This window comes from Paraburkholderia sp. Cy-641 (assembly GCF_011752945.1).
In the GTDB taxonomy this organism is placed as follows: Bacteria; Pseudomonadota; Gammaproteobacteria; order Burkholderiales; family Burkholderiaceae; genus Paraburkholderia.
This window is the reverse complement of sequence record NZ_VWWM01000041.1, coordinates 16,574-40,702: the sequence shown is the minus strand read 5'-3', so window position 1 is coordinate 40,702 and position 24,129 is coordinate 16,574. Positions and strand designations below refer to the sequence as shown.

27 protein-coding genes and 1 pseudogene are annotated in these 24,129 nt (G+C 64.5%); 7 read left to right on the top strand and 21 right to left on the bottom strand.

Annotated features, from left to right (window positions below):
- The first annotated feature begins 342 nt into the window (after nucleotides 1-342).
- Nucleotides 343-1,248 carry a collagen-like protein gene (locus F3J20_RS21335; protein ID WP_240162857.1) on the top strand — a complete coding sequence of 302 codons (906 nt, stop codon included), beginning with the start codon at nucleotides 343-345 and terminating at the stop codon, nucleotides 1,246-1,248.
- 53 nt (nucleotides 1,249-1,301) lie between these two features.
- On the opposite strand, the gene glmS is transcribed toward F3J20_RS21335, so the two are convergent.
- The 5 genes and pseudogenes from glmS to F3J20_RS21310 form a co-directional block, all read right to left on the bottom strand.
- Nucleotides 1,302-3,119, bottom strand: a complete 1,818-nt coding sequence (glmS, locus tag F3J20_RS21330; RefSeq protein WP_167284446.1) for a glutamine--fructose-6-phosphate transaminase (isomerizing) — start codon at nucleotides 3,117-3,119, stop codon at nucleotides 1,302-1,304.
- 55 nt (nucleotides 3,120-3,174) lie between these two features.
- Entirely contained in the window at nucleotides 3,175-4,536 is a 1,362-nt protein-coding gene (glmU, locus tag F3J20_RS21325; protein ID WP_167284445.1) for a bifunctional UDP-N-acetylglucosamine diphosphorylase/glucosamine-1-phosphate N-acetyltransferase GlmU, read from the bottom strand.
- 148 nt (nucleotides 4,537-4,684) lie between these two features.
- Nucleotides 4,685-5,611, bottom strand: a pseudogene (ttcA, locus tag F3J20_RS21320) (tRNA 2-thiocytidine(32) synthetase TtcA); the annotation flags it as partial.
- Between the two features lie 141 nt (nucleotides 5,612-5,752).
- A complete protein-coding gene (locus F3J20_RS21315; RefSeq protein ID WP_167047507.1) occupies nucleotides 5,753-6,148 on the bottom strand; it encodes a dihydroneopterin aldolase in 396 nt (131 codons plus the stop codon).
- A gap of 90 nt (nucleotides 6,149-6,238) precedes the next feature.
- Nucleotides 6,239-7,090, bottom strand: a complete 852-nt coding sequence (locus F3J20_RS21310; protein WP_167284443.1) for an SDR family oxidoreductase — start codon at nucleotides 7,088-7,090, stop codon at nucleotides 6,239-6,241.
- A 13-nt stretch (nucleotides 7,091-7,103) separates the two neighbouring features.
- Between F3J20_RS21310 and F3J20_RS21305 the strand changes: the two genes are divergently transcribed.
- Together F3J20_RS21305 and F3J20_RS21300 are read left to right on the top strand one after the other, a co-directional pair.
- Complete coding sequence (locus tag F3J20_RS21305; protein ID WP_167284442.1) at nucleotides 7,104-8,315, top strand: SAM-dependent methyltransferase; 1,212 nt, start codon at nucleotides 7,104-7,106, stop codon at nucleotides 8,313-8,315.
- Between the two features lie 31 nt (nucleotides 8,316-8,346).
- Nucleotides 8,347-8,541 carry a DUF2905 domain-containing protein gene (locus F3J20_RS21300; protein ID WP_167047497.1) on the top strand — a complete coding sequence of 65 codons (195 nt, stop codon included), beginning with the start codon at nucleotides 8,347-8,349 and terminating at the stop codon, nucleotides 8,539-8,541.
- A 237-nt stretch (nucleotides 8,542-8,778) separates the two neighbouring features.
- Here F3J20_RS21300 and F3J20_RS21295 read toward each other — a convergent pair whose 3' ends face one another.
- From F3J20_RS21295 to F3J20_RS21280, 4 genes are all read right to left on the bottom strand, one after another.
- Nucleotides 8,779-10,011: a multifunctional CCA addition/repair protein gene (locus F3J20_RS21295; protein ID WP_167284441.1), complete on the bottom strand. Its 1,233-nt coding sequence runs from the start codon at nucleotides 10,009-10,011 to the stop codon at nucleotides 8,779-8,781.
- The gene (locus F3J20_RS21290) at nucleotides 10,008-10,667 is read right to left on the bottom strand and encodes a glutathione S-transferase family protein (RefSeq protein ID WP_167284440.1); all 660 of its coding nucleotides are present in this window, start codon (nucleotides 10,665-10,667) and stop codon (nucleotides 10,008-10,010) included. The genes F3J20_RS21295 and F3J20_RS21290 overlap by 4 nt, the downstream gene beginning before the upstream one ends.
- Before the next feature lie 42 nt (nucleotides 10,668-10,709).
- Nucleotides 10,710-11,663, bottom strand: coding sequence for a complex I NDUFA9 subunit family protein (locus F3J20_RS21285; RefSeq protein ID WP_167047487.1), 954 nt, complete (start codon nucleotides 11,661-11,663; stop codon nucleotides 10,710-10,712).
- 81 nt (nucleotides 11,664-11,744) lie between these two features.
- Nucleotides 11,745-13,712, bottom strand: a complete 1,968-nt coding sequence (locus F3J20_RS21280; protein ID WP_167047484.1) for a lytic transglycosylase domain-containing protein — start codon at nucleotides 13,710-13,712, stop codon at nucleotides 11,745-11,747.
- Between the two features lie 77 nt (nucleotides 13,713-13,789).
- On the opposite strand from F3J20_RS21280, the gene F3J20_RS21275 reads away from it, so the two are divergent.
- Entirely contained in the window at nucleotides 13,790-14,332 is a 543-nt protein-coding gene (locus F3J20_RS21275; RefSeq protein ID WP_240162856.1) for a 5-formyltetrahydrofolate cyclo-ligase, read from the top strand.
- A 65-nt stretch (nucleotides 14,333-14,397) separates the two neighbouring features.
- On the opposite strand, the gene F3J20_RS21270 is transcribed toward F3J20_RS21275, so the two are convergent.
- Nucleotides 14,398-14,910 (bottom strand): winged helix DNA-binding protein, encoded by a 513-nt coding sequence (locus F3J20_RS21270; RefSeq protein ID WP_167047481.1) that lies wholly within the window; start codon nucleotides 14,908-14,910, stop codon nucleotides 14,398-14,400.
- Nucleotides 14,911-15,152: 242 nt separating this feature from the next.
- Between F3J20_RS21270 and pxpB the strand changes: the two genes are divergently transcribed.
- Genes pxpB through pxpA form a run of 3 tightly spaced genes read left to right on the top strand, consistent with a single transcriptional unit; the run spans nucleotide 15,153 to nucleotide 17,631 of the window.
- Nucleotides 15,153-15,806 carry a 5-oxoprolinase subunit PxpB gene (gene pxpB / locus F3J20_RS21265; RefSeq protein ID WP_167284439.1) on the top strand — a complete coding sequence of 218 codons (654 nt, stop codon included), beginning with the start codon at nucleotides 15,153-15,155 and terminating at the stop codon, nucleotides 15,804-15,806.
- Nucleotides 15,803-16,837, top strand: coding sequence for a biotin-dependent carboxyltransferase family protein (locus F3J20_RS21260; protein ID WP_167047475.1), 1,035 nt, complete (start codon nucleotides 15,803-15,805; stop codon nucleotides 16,835-16,837). Before pxpB ends, F3J20_RS21260 begins: the two co-directional genes overlap by 4 nt.
- 41 nt (nucleotides 16,838-16,878) lie before the next feature.
- Nucleotides 16,879-17,631: a 5-oxoprolinase subunit PxpA gene (gene pxpA / locus F3J20_RS21255; protein WP_167047472.1), complete on the top strand. Its 753-nt coding sequence runs from the start codon at nucleotides 16,879-16,881 to the stop codon at nucleotides 17,629-17,631.
- Nucleotides 17,632-17,788: 157 nt separating this feature from the next.
- Here the strand turns inward: pxpA and F3J20_RS21250 are convergent, their stop codons facing one another.
- The 11 genes from F3J20_RS21250 to F3J20_RS21200 all read right to left on the bottom strand — a co-directional run bounded on the left by F3J20_RS21250 (nucleotide 17,789) and on the right by F3J20_RS21200 (nucleotide 24,129).
- A complete protein-coding gene (locus F3J20_RS21250; protein ID WP_167284438.1) occupies nucleotides 17,789-18,067 on the bottom strand; it encodes a hypothetical protein in 279 nt (92 codons plus the stop codon).
- Nucleotides 18,068-18,106: 39 nt separating this feature from the next.
- Nucleotides 18,107-18,385 (bottom strand): hypothetical protein, encoded by a 279-nt coding sequence (locus F3J20_RS21245; protein ID WP_167284437.1) that lies wholly within the window; start codon nucleotides 18,383-18,385, stop codon nucleotides 18,107-18,109.
- A gap of 39 nt (nucleotides 18,386-18,424) precedes the next feature.
- Nucleotides 18,425-18,703, bottom strand: coding sequence for a hypothetical protein (locus tag F3J20_RS21240; RefSeq protein ID WP_167284436.1), 279 nt, complete (start codon nucleotides 18,701-18,703; stop codon nucleotides 18,425-18,427).
- A gap of 39 nt (nucleotides 18,704-18,742) precedes the next feature.
- A complete protein-coding gene (locus F3J20_RS21235; protein WP_167284435.1) occupies nucleotides 18,743-19,021 on the bottom strand; it encodes a hypothetical protein in 279 nt (92 codons plus the stop codon).
- A gap of 39 nt (nucleotides 19,022-19,060) precedes the next feature.
- Nucleotides 19,061-19,357: a hypothetical protein gene (locus tag F3J20_RS21230; RefSeq protein ID WP_167047461.1), complete on the bottom strand. Its 297-nt coding sequence runs from the start codon at nucleotides 19,355-19,357 to the stop codon at nucleotides 19,061-19,063.
- Nucleotides 19,358-19,378: 21 nt separating this feature from the next.
- Entirely contained in the window at nucleotides 19,379-19,657 is a 279-nt protein-coding gene (locus tag F3J20_RS21225) for a hypothetical protein (protein ID WP_167047459.1), read from the bottom strand.
- On the bottom strand, nucleotides 19,654-20,136 hold the full coding sequence (locus F3J20_RS21220; RefSeq protein WP_167284434.1) for a DUF2778 domain-containing protein: 483 nt from the start codon (nucleotides 20,134-20,136) through the stop codon (nucleotides 19,654-19,656). Before F3J20_RS21220 ends, F3J20_RS21225 begins: the two co-directional genes overlap by 4 nt.
- 1 nt (nucleotide 20,137) lies before the next feature.
- Nucleotides 20,138-20,617, bottom strand: a complete 480-nt coding sequence (locus F3J20_RS21215; protein ID WP_167284433.1) for a type VI secretion system tube protein Hcp — start codon at nucleotides 20,615-20,617, stop codon at nucleotides 20,138-20,140.
- A gap of 317 nt (nucleotides 20,618-20,934) precedes the next feature.
- Complete coding sequence (locus tag F3J20_RS21210; RefSeq protein ID WP_167284432.1) at nucleotides 20,935-22,116, bottom strand: TraB/GumN family protein; 1,182 nt, start codon at nucleotides 22,114-22,116, stop codon at nucleotides 20,935-20,937.
- Nucleotides 22,109-23,128, bottom strand: a complete 1,020-nt coding sequence (locus F3J20_RS21205; protein ID WP_167047447.1) for a peptide ABC transporter ATP-binding protein — start codon at nucleotides 23,126-23,128, stop codon at nucleotides 22,109-22,111. Before F3J20_RS21205 ends, F3J20_RS21210 begins: the two co-directional genes overlap by 8 nt.
- Nucleotides 23,125-24,129: an ABC transporter ATP-binding protein gene (locus F3J20_RS21200; protein ID WP_167284431.1), complete on the bottom strand. Its 1,005-nt coding sequence runs from the start codon at nucleotides 24,127-24,129 to the stop codon at nucleotides 23,125-23,127. Before F3J20_RS21200 ends, F3J20_RS21205 begins: the two co-directional genes overlap by 4 nt.

The window sequence follows — 24,129 nt, the reverse complement described above, 5'->3', positions numbered from 1 at the left end:
AATCCGGCAGCGTCACCTCATCGGGCAAAGGCTATTTGCTTGACCACGACGACGAAATAAAACAATCGAGATAATCCGATGAAGCGGTTATTGAGTGTTGCGGCGATAGGATTCTGCATGACTCTTTCGGCGTGCGCGAGTCGCGATCAGTCCGGTCACGCGGCTACGGCCCCCGATAACACGCCCATAGGCACCGGGTACGTCACGAACGTGCTGCTTCCAGGCGGGCAAAACGCGAATGGGGATACTGGCCGAGGCAGCCGGAGTGCGAGGGAGAATACTGGGGTCAACGGGGTCAACGGGGTCAACGGGGTCAACGGGGTCAACGGCGTTGCCGGGTCCGTGGGCCCTCAAGGTGCCGCCGGCAAGCCCGGCGAACAGGGGGCAAAAGGCGACACCGGTGCGAAAGGCGAGCGTGGCGAACGCGGAGAGAAAGGCGATCGCGGCGACTCGGGCAGCAAGGGCGAGAGAGGCGATCGCGGTGAAAAGGGTGACCGGGGCGAAACAGGCGACCGCGGCGAACCCGGGCCTCCCGGCCGTGATGGTCTGCAAGGCCCTGCCGGCGTTTCGCTGGTCAGTTTGCTCTACCCGCAAGGAAAGTCGGCGGATGGCAACAACAATCCCAAACCGGATGGAGGTTCCGGCTCGCCCCCAGAGAACCTCCTGACCTCTCTCGCAAAACTCGTCACGGCATTGACGCCGATCATTCTCGCTTTGCTCGAGATATGGAAACGCAACCTCTCCGCGGGTCGCCCACCGACTCTGCGGGAATCGAGAGAATACGCGGAAAGCAAGATATCTCACTCGCCCGATCTCTCCGAATTCGACCGTGAGAAGCTCATTGCCGCGCTCACGAGGCAGGACTTCAACCGGCGTCGGGCCCTATACCGGGCCCGACGCAACAGAACCCGCGAGCAATCGAATATTGCCCGCGTGCTTCAGTTGCTTATCGTGTGCTGTGGACTCGTCGGTATCGTCTATCTCGGTTACGAGTTGCTCGTTTCGCTGTTGATATTCATTTGCGCGTACACACTGATCCTTTCCGTTGCGCTTCTCTGTTGCGCACTGGCGAAGAAACTGCTCGACGAAAAATCGCACAAAAAGAATCTTCTCGAATTCAGAGTGCGATTGATGGAAATGAAGTACGCGCACGAACTCAATATGTCCCGGCAGCGCTTTGACGAGCAAATGAAACTGCTTCAGGAAGGGAATGCGCGGCGGGATCGTAGCAATAAATTCGAGTTGTAGCTGTGTGCCGGAGAGAAGCGAGAGGCGGGATACCATAGCATCCCGCCCAAAGCTCACTCGACAGTCACCGACTTCGCCAGATTCCGCGGCTTATCCACATCCGTCCCCCGCGCACATGCCGTGTGATACGCGAGCAACTGCAACGGCACGACGTGCAGGATCGGCGACAGCAGCCCGTAGTGCTCCGGCATCCGGATCACATGCAGCCCCTCGTCGTTGACGATCTTCGTATCCGAATCGGCGAACACGTAAAGCTCGCCGCCACGCGCGCGCACTTCCTGAATATTCGACTTCAGCTTTTCGAGCAGCGCATCGTTCGGCGCGACCGTGACCACCGGCATCGCTTCGGTCACGAGCGCGAGCGGCCCATGCTTGAGCTCGCCGGCCGGATACGCCTCGGCATGGATATACGAAATTTCCTTGAGCTTCAGCGCGCCTTCGAGCGCGATTGGATAGTGCAGGCCGCGGCCGAGGAACAGCGCATGCTCCTTGCGCGAAAACTCTTCCGACCACGCGATGATCTGCGGCTCGAGCGCCAGCACGCTGTTCAGCGCGGCGGGCAGATGGCGCAACTGCTTCAGATAGTCCGCTTCCTGCGTGTCGCTCAGGTGACCGCGCAGCTTCGCGAGCGTGGCCGCGAGCACGAACAGCGCGACCAGTTGCGTCGTGAACGCCTTCGTCGATGCAACGCCGATCTCGCGGCCCGCATGCGTGAGGAACGACAACTCCGTCTGCCGCACCATCGCGCTCGTGCCGACGTTGCAGATCGCGAGCGTGTGCGCGTGGCCGAGCGCCTGTGCGTGCTTGAGCGCCGCGAGCGTATCGGCTGTTTCGCCCGACTGCGAGATCACGACCACGAGCGACTTCGGATTCGGCACCGACTCGCGATAGCGATACTCGCTCGCGATCTCGACCTGGGTCGGAATCTTCGCAATCGATTCGAGCCAGTACTTCGCGGTGAGCCCCGAGTAGTAGCTCGTGCCGCACGCGAGAATCAGCAGGCTGTCGATCTCGCCGAACACCTTGCTCGCGCTGTCGCCGAAGATCCACGGATCGAACGCATCGGTCTGCGGAATCGTGTCGGTGATCGCGCGCGGCTGCTCGAAAATTTCCTTCTGCATGAAGTGGCGATACGGGCCGAGTTCGACCGCGCCGCCATAGGCCGCGACCTGGCGCACTTCGCGCTGCGCGCGCTCGCCGTTGCGATCGGCGATACGCACGCCGTCGAGCGACAGTTCGCACACGTCGCCTTCCTCAAGGAAGATGAAGCGTTCGGTGCTGCCCGCGAGCGCGAGCGCGTCCGAGGCGAGGAAGTTCTCGCCGTCGCCGAGCCCGACCACGAGCGGCGAGCCCTGGCGCGCGCCGACCACCGTGTGCGGCTGGTCCTTGTGCAGCACCGCGATCGCATACGCGCCGTGCAGTTGCGCGATCGCTTCGCGCACCGCCGCGAACAGATCGCCGCGATACAGGCTGTGGATCAGGTGCGCGATAACCTCGGTGTCGGTCTGCGAAACGAACGTGTAACCCTTGCCACGTAGCATCTCGCGCAGTGTTTCGTAATTCTCGATGATGCCGTTGTGTACCAACGCGAGCGCGTCGCGCGAGAAGATCGGGTGCGCGTTGTCGGTGACCGGCGCGCCGTGCGTGGCCCAGCGCGTATGCGCGATGCCCGTCACGCCTTCGAGCTGCCCGTCGCGCACCTGGTCGTCGAGGTCGGCGACGCGCGCGACGCTGCGCGCGCGGCTCGGTCCGTTCGCGCCGAGCACGGCGACGCCGCACGAATCGTAGCCGCGATATTCGAGGCGCCGGAGTCCTTCGATCAGGACGGGAACGATATTACGTTGCGCAACCGCGCCGACAATGCCGCACATGGTTTATTCCTTTTCAGAGCCGGATTCGGGAAGCGCGCCTCGCGCGCCGTCTCCGTCAGTTTTTCTTCTTGACCGGGCGCACGTAGCCCGTTTTGCTCGTTTGAGTCTTGTCATTCAGCACCAGCGCATCGGGCTCGACGTCTTTCCAGACCGTCGTGCCCGCCGCGATCGTCGCGCCACGCCGCACGCGCACCGGCGCAACCAGTTGCGTGTCCGAGCCGACGAACACGTCGTCTTCGATCACGGTGCGGAATTTGTTCGCGCCGTCGTAGTTGCAGGTAATCGTGCCCGCGCCGATGTTCACGCGCGCGCCGATATCCGCGTCGCCGATATAGGTGAGATGGTTCGCTTTCGAGCCATGGCCGAGCACTGCGTTCTTGATCTCGACGAAGTTCCCCACGTGAGACTCGTCTTGCAGCGCCGCGCCGGGACGCAAGCGCGCGTACGGGCCGAGCACGGCCTTCGCGCCGACTTCTGCGCCTTCGATATGCGTGAACGCGTCGACGCGCGTGCCCGCGCCGATGTTCGCGTTGCGGATCACGCAGTTCGGGCCGATTGTCACGTTGTCGGCCAGCGTCACGCGGCCTTCGAATACGCAGTTCACGTCGATCGACACGTCGCGGCCGCATTCGAGCGTGCCGCGCACGTCGAGGCGCGCCGGGTCGGCGAGCGTCACGCCCGCGACGAGCAGCGCGTCGGCCACGTTGCGCTGATGAATCCGTTCGAGTTCGGCGAGCTGCTGCTTGCTGTTCACGCCGAGCGTTTCCCACTCGTCGTCGGGCTGCGTGGTGACGACTTCGAGGCCGGCTTCGATCGCCATTTCGACCGCGTCGGTCAGATAGAACTCGCCTTGCGCGTTGTCGTTTTTCAGCGCCGCGAGCCAGCCGGCGAGCCGCGCGGTCGGCGCGACGATGATGCCGGTGTTGATCTCGGCGATCTTCAACTGCTCGGGGCTCGCGTCCTTCTGCTCGACGATGCGCTGCACCTTGCCGCTCGGGTCGCGCACGATGCGGCCGTAGCCGCTCGGGTCGTCGAGCGTGACGGTGAGCACGCCGTAGCCGTCGCGGCCCGCGCGTTCGGTGAGCGCCTGCAGCGTTTGCGCGCGCGTGAGCGGCACGTCGCCGTACAGCACGAGGGTGGGTCGCGAGGGATCGAGCAGCGGCAACGCCTGCTGCACCGCGTGGCCGGTGCCGAGCTGCTGCTCCTGCACCGCGAATTGAATGTCGGGCGCCGCGACCGCTTCACGCACGGCCTCGGCGCCGTGGCCGATCACGACGATCAGACGCGCGGGCTTCAGCGCGCGAGCGGTGTCGATGACATGAGCGAGGAGCGGCTGGCCAGCCAGGGGATGGAGCACCTTGGGAAGCGCGGAACGCATGCGCTTGCCGGTACCCGCCGCCAAAATCACGATGTTCATGGCGTCGGCAATCAGACGAGTTTGGAGCCGACGATTCTAGCATGCTGCACCCGCAAAAAAGGCCGCGGGTGCGGCCTTGGCGGGAACAGAAGGCCAGCGGAAAAGCGCCGGCATATCCGCAAAATCGGGCGCTTTTCGCGGGCGGCTCTCAGAGGTCGTCGAACTGGACCAGCGAGATGGTCTTCGCGCCGGTGAGCGGTGCGCCCTCGTCGCTGCCGGTCGAGCACGGCTCTTCGTCGAAGGCGATGTCGCCGTTCGGATCGGCTTCGCCGCTCGCGCGCAGCCCCGCGAACGGGAACAGCTGATGGTCCATCAGATGCGACGGCACCACATTCGAGAGCGCGTTGAACATGTTCTCGATACGGCCCGGGAAGCGCTTCTCCCAGTCGCGGACCAGCGCCTTCATTTCGGCCCGCTTCAGGTTCGGCTGGCTGCCGCACAGATTGCACGGAATGATCGGAAATTCGCGCAGCTCCGCGTATTTTTCCAGATCGGTTTCCTTCACGTAGGCGAGCGGCCGGATCACGATGTTCCTGCCGTCGTCCGATTGCAGCTTCGGCGGCATGCCCTTCAGCTTGCCGCCGTAGAACAGGTTCAGGAGCAGCGTCTGGAGGATGTCGTCGCGATGGTGGCCGAGCGCGATCTTGGTCGCGCCGAGTTCGCCCGCGACGCGGTACAGGATGCCGCGCCGCAGCCGCGAGCACAGCGAGCAGGTGGTCTTGCCTTCGGGCACGAGCCGCTTGACGATGCTGTAGGTGTCCTGGTTCTCGATATGAAACGGGATGTCGAGCTGCGTCAGGTATTCGGGCAGCACGTGCTCGGGGAAGCCCGGCTGCTTCTGGTCGAGATTCACCGCGACGATGTCGAAATTGATCGGCGCGCGCTCGCGCAACCGCATCAGGATGTCGAGCATCGCGTAGCTGTCCTTGCCGCCCGACAGGCAGACCATCACCTTGTCGCCGTCCTCGATCATGTTGTAGTCGCCGATCGCCTGGCCGACCTGGCGCGCGAGGCGCTTGAACAGCTTGTTGTTCTCGTACGCCTCTTTCTGCTCGCGGCGCGTGAGCGGCGACTTCGGGGCGCGGACGGTTTTCGTGGCCGTAGCGGTTTCGCTGGCTTCGACGGCGTCGACCGCGCTTTGCGCCGCCGCCTGTGCCAGGGCTTCGGCGTGAGCGTCGTGCCGGCCTTCGTTGAGCGTTTGCGGAGCGTTCATCGCTCAAATCTCCTTGATGCGAAAGACTTCGACGCCGACCGCGTCGCAGTCCGGATAGACGTCCGGCTTCTCGGTCGACACGCGCGCGGCGCGCACGTGCGGATGTTCGAGCATCGTCGTTACGACGTCGTCGCACAGCGTTTCCTGCAGATGGATATGGCCTTGCGCGACGCGCTGCGCGATGGTCGAGCGCATGAAGTCGTAGTCGACGACTTCGTTGAGCTTGTCGTGCACCGGTGTGGACAGCGACAGCGGCACGAACAGTTCGACGTTGATGACGACGCGCTGCTCGCCGCGCTTTTCGAAGTCGTGCACGCCGATATTGATGTGCACCTCGTAATTGCGCAGAAAGAGCCGGCGGCAATCGGCAAGCCGGGGATGCGAAAGAGCGTCAAACATGTTCGTTCCAGTCAAAAAAGCGTGCGTGGCACGCAAAGGGGCGCTTCACCACGCGCACCGGCCGCCTCGGCAAGGCAGGCCGCGCGCGTGTCAGGCGCCCGTCAAAAACATCACGTCGCGCGGCAGCGGCACGAGATGCTGCCCGCCGTCGACCACCAGCGTCGTTCCGGTGACGCCGGCTGCATCCGCGAGATACAGCGCGGCGGCGACGATATCCTCGGGCCGCGACGCACGGCCCAGGGGCGTCGTTCGGTGAGCGGCTTCGAAGCCGTCCGGCGTCTGATCGGCCGATTGCAGCGTGAGGCCGGGCGCGAGCCCGACCACGCGGACCTTCGGCGCGAGCGCCTGGGCCAGTGCGACCGTCGCGGTCTGCAAGGCCGCCTTCGACAGCGTGTACGACAGGTAATCCGGATTCATGTTGTACAGCTTCTGGTCCAGCACGTTGATGACCACCGCGCGCTGGCTTTCGTCGCGCAAGGCGGCCTCGGGTGTCGCCTCGAACAGCATGCGCGCGAGCACGAGCGGCGCGCCGAGGTTCATCGCGGTCAGCTTGAGCAGCAGCTCGTAGCCGACGTCGCGCGCCGTGTCTTCCTCGAAACGCGACGCGTTGTTGACGATGCACGTGGGCCGCCCGAGCGCCGCGGTACAGGCCGGCAAAAGCCGCTCGACCTGCGCCTCGTCGCCGAGTTCGGCATGCAGCGCGACCGCGCGGCGGCCCATTGCGGCGATCCGCGCGACCACTTCGTCGGCTTCCTCGCGCGACGCGCCGTAGTGAACGGCGACGTCCCAGCCGCGCGCGGCAAAGCCGAGCGCGAGCGCGCGCCCAATACGGCGCGCCGCGCCCGTAATCAGCACGACGCGGGACGCGTCAGGCCGCCGGGCGGGCGGCCCGTCCGGCGGCGCTTCGGCCGCGCGGGCAGCGGTGTGCGAAGAGACGGTCATTTACAATGCGGGGATGAATCCGAAAGCTCACCAACCCGATAGTTTACCTGCTCCCGGCCCGAGCGCGCTCGCGCAGTCCGAAGCGCTCATCGCGCAGATTCGCGCGGAGCTCGACGCGGCCGGCGGCTGGCTGCCGTTCGACCGCTATATGGAGCGCGCGCTGTACGCGCCGGGGCTCGGCTATTACAGCGGTGGCGCGCGCAAATTCGGGCTGCGCGGCGACGACGGCAGCGACTTCGTGACCGCGCCGGAACTCTCGCCGCTGTTCGCCGCGACGCTCGCGCGTCCGGTAGCCGAGGCGTTGCGGGCGAGCGGCACGCGCGAGGTAATGGAGTTCGGCGCCGGCACCGGCAAGCTCGCGGCCGGATTGCTCAATGCGCTCGACGCGCTGGGTGCGGCGGGTGCCGAATTCGACCGCTACTCGATCGTCGATCTGTCGGGCGAGTTGCGCGAGCGTCAGCGCGAAACGATCGCGGCGGCCGCGCCCGCGCTGCTCGCGAAAGTGCGCTGGCTCGATGCGCTGCCCGAGCGCTTCGAGGGCGTCGTGATCGGCAACGAGGTGCTCGACGCAATGCCGGTGCGGCTCTTCGCGCATCGCGGCGGCGTATGGCACGAGCGCGGCGTGGCGTGGCGCGACGGCGCGTTCGCGTTCGACGACCGGCCGGTCGCGGCCGCCGAGGACCTTGCGCGGCTGGCGGAAATCGATGCCACCCGCGACACCCTCGGCGAAGACTATCTGACCGAAACGCATGAAGCCGCCAGCGCATTCACGCGCACGATCTGCGCGATGCTCGCGCGCGGCGCGATCCTGCTGATCGACTACGGCTTTCCGCGTCACGAGTACTACCATGGCCAGCGCGCGCAGGGCACGCTGATGTGCCACTACCGGCACCGCGCGCACGGCGATCCGTTCCTGTACCCGGGCTTGCAGGACATCACCGCGCACGTCGAATTCACGGGCATCGCCGAGGCGGGCGTCGAGACGGGCGCGGACCTGCTCGGCTTCACATCGCAGGCGCGCTTCCTGATGAACGCGGGCATCACCGAGGCGCTCGGCGAAATCGACCCTGCCGATACCGCACGCTTTCTGCCTGCCGCGAATGCGGTGCAGAAGCTATTGTCCGAGGCAGAGATGGGCGAGCTGTTCAAGGTGATCGCCTTTTCGCGCGGACTCGATGATACGCTGCGCGCATTTTCGAGCGGCGATCGCTCGTATACGCTGTGATTTCCGCCCGGCCCGGGCTCGAGGACTCGCGATGATCCGCTGGCTTCTGACCACCTTCATTGCCGTCGCAGTGCTGTCGTCCTGCTGGCCGTGGCTCAGGAAGCTCGGCATCGGCCGGATGCCCGGCGACGTGACCTTGCGGCTGTTCGGCCGGGAGTATCCGTTTCCGTTCATGTCGACGCTGGTACTGTCGATGCTGTTGTCGCTGCTGGCGCGGGCGTTGTAGGCATTGGCGGTTTCGCGGCGCTCGCCGCGCCGCCCTGATGGCGATGACCGGGACTGACGGCGGCGACAGCGGCCCAAACCGCGTGTACAGCCGCATCGCCCGCGAGAGCCTGTAGCCGACACCGCTTCCATTGCACGGCAGCACGCACAAGCCGCACGGCCTGCGGATTTGACAGTGGGCACTCACCTCAGCGACGGCGGCCAATCCACCCGCACCGCTACGGCCCGCCAACACCCCCTAAGCAATCGCCGCTTCCACCGCCCGAATGCGCTCCTGATGCACGGCGTCCTTGATACCGGCCGGCGCATCGGCGAAACGCTTCGCGACCGCTCCCGCATCGACGCCGCGCGCGGCGACCAACGCCACCCTGAGCCGCTCCGCCTGCGGATAATCGCGCGTCTCGAAGCCAAGCCGCCCGCGCGCGTCGGACTCGCACGCCTGCAACGCCTCGGCGAAGCGCGCCGGCTTTCGGATCGCGTCGCTGCGCTCGAAAAGCCGCACGAGCGCGGCCGCGCCCATTTCCATCACGCGATGAATATTGCCGTGCTCGCGCGCCACCAGCAGCGCGAGGTCGCGGCACTCGTTCGGCACGCGCAGCCGCTCGCACAGCGGCTTGAGCAGATCGACGCTGCGGCCCTCATGGCCGATGTGGCGCGGCAGCACGTCCTCGGGCGTGGTCGCCTTGCCGAGATCGTGCGTGAGCGCCGCAAAGCGCACCGGCAGCGCATAGCCCTGCTGTGCGGCATGGTCGAGCACCATCATCACGTGGACGCCCGTATCGACCTCGGGGTGATAGTCGGCGCGTTGCGGCACGCCGAACAGCGCGTCGATCTCGGGCAAAATCCGCGCGAGCGCGCCGCACTCGCGCAGCACCGCAAACATCCGCGACGGCTTCTTCTCCATCAGCCCGCGCGACACCTCCTGCCACACACGCTCGGCCACCAGCGCGTCGGCCTCGCCTTCCGCGACCATCGCGCGCATCAGCGCCCTCGTTTCGGGCGCGACGGTGAAATCGACGAAACGCGCCGCGAACCGCGCGATGCGCAGAATCCGCACCGGGTCTTCGAGGAACGCGGCGCTGACGTGGCGAAAAAGCCGCGCCTGAAGATCGGCCTGGCCATTGAACGGATCGACGACCGGCCCGCTCAGCTCGCCGTCCGGACGCACCTCGCGCGCCATCGCGTTGATCGTCAGATCGCGCCGCGCGAGGTCCTCTTCGAGCGTGACGTCGGGTGCGTAGAAAAACTGGAAGCCGTGATAGCCGGCCGCCGTCTTGCGCTCGGTGCGCGCGAGCGCGTACTCCTCGTGCGTCTGCGGATGCAGGAATACCGGGAAGTCCTTGCCGACCGGACGATAACCCTGCGCCACCATCTGCTCGGGCGTCGCGCCCACCACCACGTAATCGCGATCCTGCACCGGCACGCCGAGCAGTTCGTCGCGGATCGCACCGCCTACTGCATAGATATTCATGGGCATTCGTCTTGATAGGGAATCGCGTGCGTTTCGCCGTGCGCGGCCTCGATCCACGCAGCGACCGCGGGCAGCGCGGTGACTCGCTCGACATAGGCCGCGGCCGCGGCCGCAGCCGACAACGCCGGCTGCCATGTGTTGAAGCGCATCGCGACCGGCGCGTACATCGCATCGGCAATGCCGAACTCGCCGAACAGGAACGGGCCGCCATAGCGTTGCAGGCAATCGCCCCAGAGCGCCTCGATGCGCGCGATATCGGCGAGCACGCCGGGCTTCGCGTTCTTGCCCGGGAACGACGCGCGAATGTTCATCCACATGTTCGAGCGCAGTTCGCCGAAGCCCGAATGCATCTCGGCGCTGACGCTGCGCGCGTGTGCGCGCGCCGCCGCGTCGCGCGGCCACAGCGCATGCTGCGGGAAACGCTCGGCGAGCGTTTCGGCGATCGCGAGCGAATCCCACACGGCCTGCCCCGCGTCGTCGATCAGGCAGGGCACCTTGCCGGGTCCGCGCGGCGCCTGAGCGAGCACCTTCGCGTTCGTGTCCGGCTCGTTCAGCAGGATCAACGCCTCATCGAACGGAATGCCGAAATGCTTGAGCAGCAGCCATGGACGCATGGACCATGACGAGTAGTTTTTGTCGCCAATGAGAAGTTTCATGCCTGGCAGGAAAGAAGAGTGAGAAAGGAAATGGGCAAGGCTTCAGCGTCCGGCGTTCGCGCGGAAGTCATCGAGACGCGAACGCGTGGCCGAGCCGCTCAGATACGTCGGCACGATCGCCTCGATGCTGGTCGGTTCGAGCCCGAGTTCGGGCGCGAGCGGTCCGCTCAGCACGTTGTCGACCTTCATCGAATCGAGATTGTCGCGCGAAATCGCCGGTTCGCCGGGTGCCATTTCGAAGCTCAGCGCCTGCAAACGCGCAAGCGTTTCGGGCAGCCGGATGATGCGCGCATGCTTGCCGATCACGTCGCCGCAATACGCGACGAGGTCTTCGAGCGTATAGACGGTCGGGCCGCCGAGTTCGTAGGTGCGGCCGCTGGCGGCGTCGAGATCGAGCACGTTGACGATCGCCTTCGCCACGTCGCCGACATAGACCGGCTGGAATTGCGCATCGGGCATCGCGAGCGGAATCACCGGGAACACGCGTTGCAGGAATGCGAACTTGTTGAGGAACTGGTCGCCGGGACCGAACACGACCGATGGCCGAAAAATCGTCCACGCGACGTTCGCCGCATGCACGGCCTTCTCGCCGTCGCCCTTCGAGCGCGAGTACATGCTCGGGCCGTTCGGATTGGCGCCGAGCGCGCTCAGATGAATCAGCCGATGCACGCCCTTGCCTTCGCAGGCGGCGACGATGCGCGTCGGCAGATCGACATGCGCGTGCGCGAACTCGGCACCATAGGGTTTGCCGCGTTTGCCGTGCAGCACGCCGATGAGGTTGATCGCGCAGTCGGCGCCCTCGACGAAACGCGCAAGCTGGACCGGATCGAACACGTCGGTTTCGATCACGTCGATCGGCAGCATGGTGAGATGGCGCGCGTTGTAGCGCCGCCGTGTGGCGATGCGCACGTCCTTGCCCATCTCGACGAGCGCGTTGACGAGCTGGCTGCCGATAAACCCGGAGCCGCCGATGATCGCAATGGCTTGATGTCGCATTTTCGACTCCCAGCTGGAAGCCGCGGCAACGGCTGGCGAGGCGCGCCGCAACCCCGGAGCGAGGTCGCGGCGGCATGGCGCTTACGGTGCGATGTAACCCAGGCGCGCCTTCAGCGATTGCGGACGGCCTTCGAACAATGCCGCGTAGTAGACCGTGTTGGACAGCACATTCTTGACGTAGTCGCGGGTTTCCTGGAACGGAATCGCCTCGGCGAAGATCGCACCTTCGACCGGGCGCTGCAGCGACTGCCGCCAGTTGCGCGGACGGCCCGGACCTGCGTTGTAGCCGGCGGTAGCCAGCACGGCGGACCCGTCGAATTGATTGTAGATCATCGCCAGGTAGTTCGTGCCGAGCAGGATGTTGGTGTTGATGTCGTTCATCTGCTCGCGCGACACCGGGCCGAGACCGATCTTCTTCGCGACCAGTTGCGCGGTGGCCGGCATCAACTGCATCAGACCGCCCGCGCCGACTTCCGAACGCGCATTGATGATGAAGCGCGACTCCTGGCGGATCAGCCCGTACGCCCATTCGATGTCGAGCCCGCTCGACTGCGCGTCCTGTTCGACGATATCGCGGAACGGCGACAGATAGCGCAGCGAGAAATCGTGCTCGCTCTTCGTGCGGTCCGCGGTGTTGACGGTGCGGTCGTACAGCTGGATGCGGCGCGCGTACTCGGCGGCGGCGAGCAGTTGCCGGTCGGTCATGTTGCGCAGCGGCCAGTTCCATTCGCGATTGCCTTCGAGCCGCAGATTCAGCGCATAGAAGCGCTGCGCGAGGTCGAAGCCCGGCGTGTTGCCGGCCTGCTGCACTTCGGCGTCGGTGACCGTGGTCTTCGGCGGCACGGTGATCTTCTGGCCGAGTTCTTCGAGCGCGAGCTGGCCGTAGAAGTTGAAGTTCGACGAGATCGATTGGAATTCCTGGCTGGCCGTGGCCGTGTCGCCGGCCTGCTTCAGCGCGCGCGCATGCCAGTACACCCACGACGGCTGCTTGCGCAGCGACTCGGGCATCTGCTCGATCGACCAGCGCACCATGTTCCAGTCGCCGGCGAGCAGCGCGCTGCGCGTGCGCCATTCATACGCGGGATTCGACAGCGGCGCGTTGGCCGAGAGCCGGAACCAGTCGACCGCGCCGGGCATCTGCTTGAGCGCGCCCTGATAGCCGATCGTGCCCCAGCCGATCGCGCGCTCGGGCGAATTCAGCGACGGCGCGACCGACGCGAACGTGGCCGCCGCCATCGCCGGATCGTTGCGCGCCATGCGCGTGATCGCGAGCAGCGCCAGCTGATGCGCCTGCGGATCGGCGCCGACGCCGCGCGCAAGCAACAGCGGCGGCGTATTGACCGCCTGGCTGAACTGCACCGGATCGGGCGCCTGGTCGGCGAGCGCGTCGACGAGCTTGCTGCCGGTGCTCGTGTAGTTCTGCTCGTACGCAAGGCGAATCTGCTGCCAGACGTCGTTGCTGCTGAACTGGCGGTTCGCGCCGAGCACCGTGATGAGATCGACGCAGCCGTCGCCGTACCATTTCGGATCGACGAGCAGCGCGCGCGCCGCATCGGCGACGTTTTCGCCGCGCGAGGCGCGCGATTCGAGCGCGTAGCACTTCACCTGGGTGTCGTCGTCGAGCACGAACTTCGCGTACTGCTGGTCGAAGTTGCGCCAGTCGTGGCGTGTGCCGAGCACGTTCAGGTAGTCGTTGCGCAGACGGTCGGCAATTGCCTGGCCGTCGTACTTCTGCAGGAACGCGAGCACCGGCGCGTCGGGCGCATCGACGCGCGCATGGCCGCTCGAGTCGAACAGCTGCGGCTTGATCTGGAAGTACTCCACATACGACGGCGCCGGGTAATTCGGGATCATGCTCGCGAGCTGGGCCGCGCGTCCGGCATCGTTGGTGCGGGCGGCCTCACGAAGCTGCACGAAGATCTGGTCGTCGTTCGTGAGCTGGGTGATCGGAATCGGTCTGACGGCGGAAGCCGTGCTGCACGCGACGAGCGCCGCCGCGGCGAGCGCCATGCCAACCGCGCGATATACTCGAAAGAGGCTTTTTGACATCGTTGTTTCTGGAGCGCAAATTGGACCCAAGCATAGCATGCAACCCTGTCCCGTCAGCGAAAAAGGCGCTGCGCCGGATGCTACTGGAAGCCCGTCTGCAAGCGGCTTCCGAGCCGGCCAACAATGCCGCGCTCGGGCGCCGCGTGCTCGACGCGCTGAAGCACTTCGCGGTGCATGGCGTGGGGTTCTACTGGCCGCTCGCGGGCGAGTTCGACGCGCGCGGCGCAATCGCGATCTGGCTCGCGGCCAGCACGCGACATGAGGCCAGTTTGCCGATCGTTACAGAACGTGGCGCGCCGCTCGAATTTCACGCATGGACGCCCGACATGCCGATGCGAATCGGCCATCACCGGATCACGGAGCCCACCTCGGAGCGCATCGTATTGCCCGAGCTGCTGTTCGTGCCATGCGTCGGTTTCGACGACGACGGCTTCCGGCTCGGCTATGGCGGCGGCTATTACGACCGCACGCTGGCCGGCTGGCCGGCGGCGCAGAAGCCGATCACCGTGGGTATCGCCTATGAAGCGTGCCGCACGCAGGCACTGGAGCGCGAAGCCCACGATATTCCGCTCGATCTGATCGTGACCGAGGCGGGGTTTCATCCGGGCTTGCCGGTTTGAGAAGGTAAAGCGCAAGCGCGCACGCTCGCGCGGTATGCCGCCGTTATCCTTCCTTGATTCGGTTCTTATAGCGAAGCCGCCGCGCGCGCCGCCGTGTCGTACAACCCCGACGCATTGCGCATCAGGTGCGCGGCCTCGCCGATCTGCTGGTTGGTCAGGCCGCTTTCCTTGAGCGTCGAAATCAGGCAGTTCTCGCGCACCTCGCGATACTTCAGACACAGTTCACGTCCCGCCTCGGTCGCCGAGAAGAACACTTCCTTGCCGGTCTTTTCGCTTTTTACATACCCTCTAGCTACGAGCTTCTTGAGCGCGTAAGTGGCGACGTGCGTGTCCTCGATGTTCAGCACGAAGCAGATGTCCGCCAGTTTCTTGCGGCGTTCGCGATGGCTTACATGATGCAGCAGCGATACCTCGATCGCGGTCATGTCCTTGTCGCCGGCCGCCGACATGCAACGCACCATCCAGCGGTTGAACGCGTTGCCCGCCATGATCAGCGCGTATTCGAGCTCGGACAGTTCCGCGCTGGTCTCGGAGACGAGATGCTCCGACGAAACGATCTTGGTGGGATGACGCGCCATGCGAGGCTCTCGGAAATGGGGTGGAAAGTGTCGAAAGTGTACGACGAGCGGACGTTTCCAGCGAGCCTGGAGAAAATTGTTATTAGTAAAACGTTGATAATTTATTGATAATATATGTCTCACGCATTGCCGCTAATGTATGCCTCACGCTTCGTCGCAATAATTACGGTAATCGCGGGAATCGTCGCGACTGCCGCCGCGCTGTCCGCCGCCTCTTTCGACTCGACCCAGACCGTCAAGCCATGAGCCAACCACGAATTTTTCCTCTCGGCGATGCCGCGCTCGTCTGCGAAGCGCCGCCGCCCGCCACGCTGGAATGCCAGCAGCGCGTGTGGGCCACGGCGATTGCCGCGCGCGACTGGGCCCATGTGCTCGAAGTCGTGCCCGGCATGAACAATCTGACGCTCGTGTTCGACCCGCTCGAAGCCGATGCCGGCGCGCTCGCCGAACAACTGCTCGCGGCCTGGAGCGCGGCGAGCGCAACCGACGCGCCCGGCCGCGACATCGAGATTCCGGTGCAGTACGGCGGCAAGTTCGGCCCCGACCTGCACGCGGTCGCGGAACACACGGGGCTGACCGCGTGCGAGGTCGTCGAGCGTCATGCGGGCGGCTGTTATGTGGTCTTCTTCATCGGCTTCCAGCCGGGCTTCGCGTATATGGGCGGGCTCGACGCCGCGCTGCACACGCCGCGCCGCGCGTCGCCGCGGTTCGAGGTGCCGGTCGGCTCGGTCGGCATCGGCGGCGAGCAGACCGGCATTTATCCGGCCGTGTCGCCGGGCGGCTGGCAGCTGATCGGCCGCACCGAGGTGCCGCTGTTCGACCCGGCGCGCCGTCCGCCCACGCTGCTGCAACCGGGCGACCGGGTGCGCTTCACAATCGCGGGGATGCACGCATGATCGACGTGATCCGCGCGGGTCTTCTGACCACGATTCAGGACCTCGGCCGCCACGGCCACCGCCATCTCGGCGTCGCGATGGGCGGGGCGCTCGACCGGCTCGCGCTCGAAGTCGGCAACCGGCTGGTCGGCAACCGGCCCGACGCGGCCGGCCTCGAAATCACCTTCGGCCCGACCGTGCTGCGCTTTCTGCGCGCGACGCGCGTCGCGATCACCGGCACCGAATTCGGTGCAACGCTCGACGGCAAGCCGGTCTACTCCTGGTGGAGCCTGCCCGTGCAGGCCGGCCAGGAACTCGTGCTGAACGCGGCGAAGCGCGGCATGCGCGGCTACGTGTGCATCGCGGGCGGCATCGACGTGCTGCCGATGCTCGGCTCGCGCAGCACCGATCTCGCTGGCCATTTCGGCGGACTCGGCGGGCGGGCGCTCGTCGACGGCGACCGTCTGCCGGTCGGCGCGACGCCGCCACGCGCTCGCGCGAGCTTCTCGCCCGAGGCGCCCGAGTTCGGCGTCAAGGCGCCCGCATGGTGCAAGTTCGTGCTGGTCCACGAGCCGTTGCGGCGCGGCCGGCATCCGTCGGGCGTGCCGTGGGCCGTGCCGATCCGCGTGCTGCGCGGCCCCGAATACGACAGCTTCACCGACGCCGCGCAGCAGTCGTTCTGGTCCGACGAGTGGCTCGTCACGCCGAACAGCAACCGCATGGGCTACCGGCTCGCCGGCACTCAGCTCGAACGCACGCACAAGACCGATCTGCTGTCGCACGCGGTGCTGCCGGGCACGGTCCAGGTGCCGCCGAACGGTCAGCCGATCGTGCTGATGAGCGACGCGCAAACCACCGGCGGCTATCCGAAGATCGGCGCGGTGATCCAGGCCGATCTGTGGAAGCTCGCGCAGGTGCGCCTGAACGCGGCGATCCGTTTCATCCCGACGACGCCCCACGAGGCGCGCCAGGCTTTGCAGGAAGAACGCGCGTATCTGCGGCAGATCGACGCCGCGATCGCGATGCATGAAGAACGTTGCGCGCGCCAGTAGGCGACCGCAACGCTATAACACTAAAGAGAGAGAGGAACCCCATGGAAATCGATCTGAATGCCGACCTCGGCGAGGGCTGCGGAACCGACGAGGCGTTGCTCGATCTCGTCAGCTCCGCCAACATCGCATGCGGCTGGCACGCCGGCGGCCCCAACGCCATGCGCGACTGCGTGCGCTGGGCCGTGCGCAAAGGCGTGTCGATCGGTGCGCATCCGAGCTTCAACGATCCCGAGAATTTCGGCCGCAAGGAAATGGATTTGCCGGCCAACGACATCTACGCGGGCGTGCTGTATCAGCTCGGCGCGCTGTCCGCGATCGCGCAGGCCGAGGGCGGCCGTATCGCGCACGTGAAGCCGCACGGCGCGCTGTACAACCAGGCTGCGCGCGATGCCGGGATCGCCGACGCGATCGTCTCGGCGGTGCACGACTTCGATCCGTCGGTCGCGGTGTTCGCGCTTGCCAACAGCAGGCTCGTGAACGCCGCGCGCGACGTGGGCCTCATCGCGATCGAGGAGGTGTTCGCCGATCGCGGCTATCGCGCCGATGGTTCGCTCGTGCCGCGCAAGGAGCCGGGCGCGCTGCTCGACGATGAAAACGAAGTGCTCGCGCGCACGCTCACGATGATCCGCGAGCAACGCGTGAAGGCTGTCGATGGCCGCTGGGTGCCGCTCAACGCGCAGACCATCTGCCTGCACGGCGACGGCCCGCACGCGCTGGCTTTTGCGCGGCGCATTCGCGATGCGCTCGCTGCCGCGGGTATCGAGGTTCATGCTGCGGGTGCTGCGCGCGTTTGAGTCGCGCGGCTGGCGGGTTTGGTGTATTTGGTGAAGCGGGCTGCGGCTGGCTATCGAACGTGTGTGATGGATCCGGCGCTCCGTTTTGAGGCGGGGCGCTGGATCGTGTGGTGCGATGTGATGGTGGCCGTTGCGGTGCGTGCGGTGAGCCCGAGGTCTAGTGGCGGTGTGTGCGGCGCCAACGGCTGACGATTGCCAGAAGGGCGGCCGCTAACATCAGCGAGAGAGTAAAACTGACGGTGTACAGCGTGCCGAAGATGATGTCAGAGTTGGTTTCGCTGCCGTGAGAGTCCAGTGCCTGGAAAAGCGGAGTGAAGAACTCGTAGCCTGAGCCGGTGTCCAGCCATTCATCAACAGCGGGGATGCACAGAATCCCGGCTCCGACTGGTAATGTCATCACCAGTGCGAACGTGATGCAAATAAGCGTCTTCTTCATTATCTTCTTGAATCTCATTGTTATACGTTTGTGAGCGCTTCAATGGCGGTGCGTGCGACGCCAACGGTTGACGATTGCCAGAAGGATGGCCACTAACATCAGCGAGAGAATAAAACTGACGGTGTACAACGTGCCGAAGATGATGTCGGAGTTGGTTTCGCTGCCGTGAGAGTCCAGTGCTTTAAAAAGCGGGGTGAAGAATTCATAGCCTGACCCGCTCGCAAACCATTCAGCAACACCCGGGATGTATGCAATCCCGACTCCGACTGGCAGTGTCATCACCAGCGCGAGTGTGATGCAAATAAGCGTCTTTTTCATTACCTACTTGAATCTCCTTGTTATACGTTTGTGAGTGCTTCAACGGCGGTGCATACGACGCCAACGGCCAACTATCGCCCAAGTTGCAACGACTAATGCCAGTGACAGAAAGAAGCTGACAATGAGCATCGTGACGACGATAACGTCCTCGGTTTCTTCCCAGCCGCGGGCATCCAGCGCGATGAAAAGATGTTCAAAAAGTTCATGGCCCGTACCGTTGCTTATCCATTCATCAATACCCGGGAAGCGCGCAAGCCCGGCCGTGACGGGTAGTGTCATCACCAGTGCGAGCACGAAGCAGATAAGCGTCTTTTTCATTGTTTTGTTGAATCTCGTGGTTAGACGTGCGTGAACGCTTCAACGGCGGTACGCACGGTGTAAATGGCTGACAATCGCCCAGCACGCAATGATTAGCGCCAGCGACAGGAAGAAACTGGTAATGAGCATCGTTGCGAAAACGATATCCGAGTTGCTTTCGTTGCCATCCGAACCTAGTGCTTTGAAAAGTGGTTCAAAGAAGTCGTAGTCAGCACCACTCGAAAACCATTCATCCATTCCCGGGATGCGTATGATCCCGATTGCAACGGGCAGTGTCATCACCAGCGCGAGTGTGATGCAAATAAGCGTCTTCTTCATTACCTACTTGAATCTCCTTGTTATACGTTCGTGAGCGCTTCAACGGTGGTGCATACGACGCCAACGGCCAACTATTGCCCAAGTCGCAACGACTAATGCCAGTGACAGAAAGAAGCTGACAATGAGCATCGTTACGGCGATGACGTCCGCGGTTTCTTCGCAGCCTTGGGCGTCCAGCGCTATGAAAAGATATTCAAAAAGGTCATGGCCCATACCGCTGTCTATCCATTCGAACACACCTGGTAAATGTGCAAGCCCGACCATAACAGGCAGTGTCATCACCAGTGCGAGCGCGATGCAAATAAGCGTTTTTTTCATTGCTTTGTTGAATCTCATGGTTAGACGTGCGTGAACGCTTCAACGGCGGTACGCACGGTGTAAATGACTGACGATCGCCCAGCACGCAATGACCAGCGCCAGCGACAGGAAAAAACCGGCAACAAGAAGCATTGCAACAATGACGTCCGTATCGTATTCGCCGGTGCTCGAACCGAGTGCGATGAAAACTGGCTCAAAGAAGTCATAGCCCGCGCCGCTGTCCAACCATTCATACACGCCCGGTAAGCGTGCAATCCCGGCGGCGACGGGCAGTGTCATCATCAATGAGAGAGCGACAGAAATCAGCGCCCTTTTCATTGCACCTCGACCATGCCGTAGCATCGGGTCACCGTTCCAGGCACGAAGGCGGGTGGCTGTGCTTTCAGATATGAGCGAAGCGCGTTGAACTGTTCTCGGGATGGAAGCGTGATGCAACCGTCGCTCTCCCCAGTTCGTCCAACCGGGTGTAAGCGAAAATTGCCACGCCGGACACTGCCTACGAAGGTCCAGTCATCGATGGCGCCGTCATCGCAATGGAGAGCAAACCATTCTTCGCGGCGCGTGCCCACCCACAGATCCTTGACTGCATCCAGAAGCCAGCCAAGATGCCCGCCGCTTTCTCGATCGATGATGTAATACGTACCTTTGGGAATAGCGCCCTCTTTAGGCGCGTTCGTAAACTCCGGATCATCGATATAGCGCCCCTTCCCCGAAAACGCCTCAACACTCCCAAACCCCGGACAAACCAGCACCGACATAGGGCGTCGATTCAATGTGAAAGTACAGGACACCGGCATTTCACTGTTCCTGTCTGTTCGCCCGGATGTCGATCAGCGCGGTGACCGTGCCGCCGCTGCCGCCCCGGTCGTTCTGCAAGATGTACTCATGCTTTATTTTTGCGAACGAGAGATGCACCTGTTCGTGAGAACCGTGACCGCCACCCACGGGCTCGACATGAGAAACGAGCACGTCGTACATCATGATTCTTGCGTACTCGTGAGGAGCGCCACCGGCCCGTCGCACGGTGAGCCTGGCTTCGCGAATACGCTTGCCGGAAAAGCAGTAGCTCGCCAAGTTCGGACTTGCCCGGTCCAGCAGATGAGTAAATTCGAGGTCGGAAACCGTGGCTTTTGCAACACCGCCGTCTGAACCAGCGTGCATTGCCGATTGCTGCGTCACCTGCCAGCGCCATCCGATTACGTCGATTTCATTGAGATGCGCCGCGTCCTGCGATTCGCCTTCGATACCGTCGATCTTGATGAAAATGTCCTGCGCCATCCGTGAATCTCCTTCGTGCCAAATCGTGCTAATCGATTAAGAAATATTGCCTGGCGAAGGTATCGAAATCAGGACGCGAAAAACATAGGAATTTTCTGAGAATTACGTCGAGGGCCGCTAGCTATCCTGAGTAATCGGATAAAACGTTACAAAGGGTAATGGAAGCATTGCAATCGCACCCGAAGGAGCCTTTACTCCGGCTTTTGCTCAAGGGCATGAGCAAGGTAGGAAGTGTTCAGCATTGAAGATGCGTTTGGCGATATGCACGATGCACGCAGCCGCACACCGGAGCTCGCCGAAGAAGCGTTGCTCGCCGCTCAACCCGGCTCGACCACGAAACCATGCTGCCGCAACAATTGCAGCACGCCTTTCGGTCCGCCGAGATGCAGCGCGCCGATCGCGACGAACAGCGGCTTGTTCGGCGCGGCGATTTGCAGCATCCGCGTGACGAAGCGGCGGTTGCGCTCGTAGACGATCCGGTTGTCGATCGAGTTGGACACGCGCTTGTCGCGCGCGAGTTTCTCCGATTTCGCGGCCTGCCACGCGGCGATCGCATCGGCATCGCCGACCTGCCACAGCCGATGCAGCGCGCGCACGTCCGCGACGTTTTGAGCCGGCGTCTGCACGAGGTCCTGCGCGAGCATTTCGCGCTGCTGCGCGGCCGACAAGCCGGTGAACGCGCGCATCTGCTGCTGCAGCGTTTCGAGTCCGATGATCTTGCCGCGCGTCTTCAGATACACGTTCTGCAATTGCGCTTCGGTGCCGTACTCGGTCTGCAATCCCGCGGAGAGCGAGTCATAGGTTTCGACCACGAGCGAGGCGAGCCACGGCCGCATCTTCTTGATCGCATCGAGCGCGGCCGGGTTGCCGCGCAGGCGCAGCGCGAGCTTGTGCCACAGCGGCTCGGGCAACAGGCCCGGCAGGCAGTCGCGCTTGCACACGCCGTACTTCGATACGTCGTCCTGCGAGACGAGCAGTTCGTCGGGCGACAGTTCGAGCGCGAGCGTCGGCGAGGCGGCGAGCGCGGCAAGGATCGGCGCGCGGAACGGCTGCCCCACCGGATAGTCGACCGGATCGCCAACGTGCAGCGTGCCGAGCACGTAGATCGTGGTGGTGCCGCGCGTCGCGACATAGAACGGCATGCGCGCGGGCTGCACGCGCACCGGCCCGCTCGCCGTGGTGCCAGGCGCCGCGGGCGGCGCAACGGATGGCGGCGGTGGCGAGGCCGGCACCGCTATCGACGGACGGCCCGCCTGGCCGGGTGCATTGGCCGCCGCGCCGGCCGCGTGGGCGAGATGGGGGACGGCCGCGCCGAGATACAGCGCGAGCCCCGACGAGAAAAATGCGGAGAAAAGCGTAGAGAAAACTGCGCAGAAAAAAGCGCCCACGAGCGCGACGCCACCCGGCGCACGCGCTCCTGAGCGCCGCGAGAAGGCAGCCGCGCGGCCGCCCCCACGCAAGCGGCGCGCAAGACGACGCGCCGCCGCCACATCAGGCATCCACGTCCCCCACCTCCTCGGCGCGGTGACACGAGACCTGGCGGCCATCCACCTCGCGCAGCTTGGGCTCCTCGCTGCGGCAACGGTCGATCACGTACGGGCAGCGCTGATGGAACGTGCAGCCCGACGGCGGATTGAGCGGCGAAGGCATTTCGCCCTGCAGCTTGATCTTGATCGTGCGGTCCGCTTCGAAGATCGACGGCGTCGCCGACATCAGCGCGCGCGTGTACGGATGGCGCGGCTTCGAGAAGATGCGCTGCTTGTCGCCGAGTTCGGCGACGCCGCCGAAGTACATCACCATCACGTCGTCGGCGATATGCTCGACCACCGAGAGGTTGTGCGAGATGAACACATAACTCGTCTTGAACTGATCCTGCAGGTCCATGAACAGGTTCAGAATCTGCGCCTGGATCGACACGTCGAGCGCGGACACCGGTTCATCGGCGACCACGATCTGCGGATCGAGGATCATCGCGCGCGCAATCGCCACACGCTGACGCTGACCGCCCGAGAACATATGCGGATAACGCTTCGCATGCTCGGGCCGCAGGCCGACCGTGCGCATCATCTGCGCGATGCGTTCGGCGCGCTCGGTCGCCGTCAAGGCCGTGTTGATCGCGAGCGGCTCGCCGAGCGTCTGCTCGACGGTCTTGCGCGGATTGAGCGAGGCGAACGGGTTCTGGAACACCATCTGCACGCGCCGCCTGAGCGCCGCGATCTTCTCGTGATTCGCACCGGCCACGTCCTCGCCGTCGATCAGCAGACGGCCCGCGCTCGGCGTTTCGATCATCGTCAGCTGGCGCGCGAGCGTCGACTTGCCGCAGCCGGACTCGCCGACCACCGCGAGCGTCTTGCCGCGTTCGAGCGCGAACGAGACGCCGTTCAGCGCCTTCACCGTGCCCGACGCGAACATGCTGCGCTTGACCGTGTAGTAGCGCGCGAGCCGATCGGCGACGAGCACGTGGTCGCCGGCACGATCCGGCTCGCGGCCGGTTTCGGGTACTGCGCTCATCGGGCGCCTCCTTGCGTGTGAACGTTGGCGTCCTTGTCGAGGTTCAGCGGCTTGATGCAACGCACGCGCGTGAAGTCCGCATGACCTTGCAGCGGCGTGAGCGCGGGCCGCGCCTTCAGGCAGTCGTCGGCCACGTATTTGCAGCGCGGCGCGAACAGACACCCCTTCGGACGGTCGTCGCGGCCCGGCACCATGCCCGGCAACGCCGCGAGCCGCACCGCGCCCACGTTGTGCTCGGGAATCGCGGCCAGCAGCGCTTCCGTGTACGGATGATGAGGCGCCGCGAAAATATCGGGCACCCGGTTCGTTTCGATCACCTCGCCAGCGTACATGACCGCGACGCGCTGCGCGACTTCGGAGACCACGGCCAGATCGTGCGAAATCAGCACGAGCGCCATGCCGCGTTCCTTCTGCAGGCGCATCAGCAGTTCCATGATCTGCGCCTGGATCGTCACGTCGAGCGCGGTGGTCGGCTCGTCGGCGATCAGCAGCTTCGGGTTGCAGGCGATCGCCATCGCGATCATCACGCGCTGGTTCATGCCGCCCGACATCTGATGCGGAAATGCGCCGATGCGGCTCTTCGCATCGGGAATGCCGACCTGGTCGAGCAGTTCGAGCGCGCGCTTGTCCAGCGCGCCGCCGCGCAGGCCCTCGTGCAGCTTCAGCACTTCCTTGATCTGATAGCCGACCGTGTAGCTCGGGTTCAGGCTCGTCAGCGCGTCCTGGAACACCATCGCGATGTCCTTGCCGATGATCCTGCGGCGCTCCTTCGCCGAGGCCTTCAGCAGGTTCTTGCCGTCGAACGTGACTTCGTCGGCGGTGACCTTGCCGGGCGCGTCGATCAGGCCCATCAGCGCCATCATCGTCACGCTCTTGCCCGAGCCCGATTCGCCGACCACGCCGAGCACTTCGCCGGGCGCGACGTCGAGATTGATGCGGTCGACCGCGGGCAGGCCGCTGAAGTTGACCGCGAGATTGCGGATGGTCAGCAGGTTATTCAT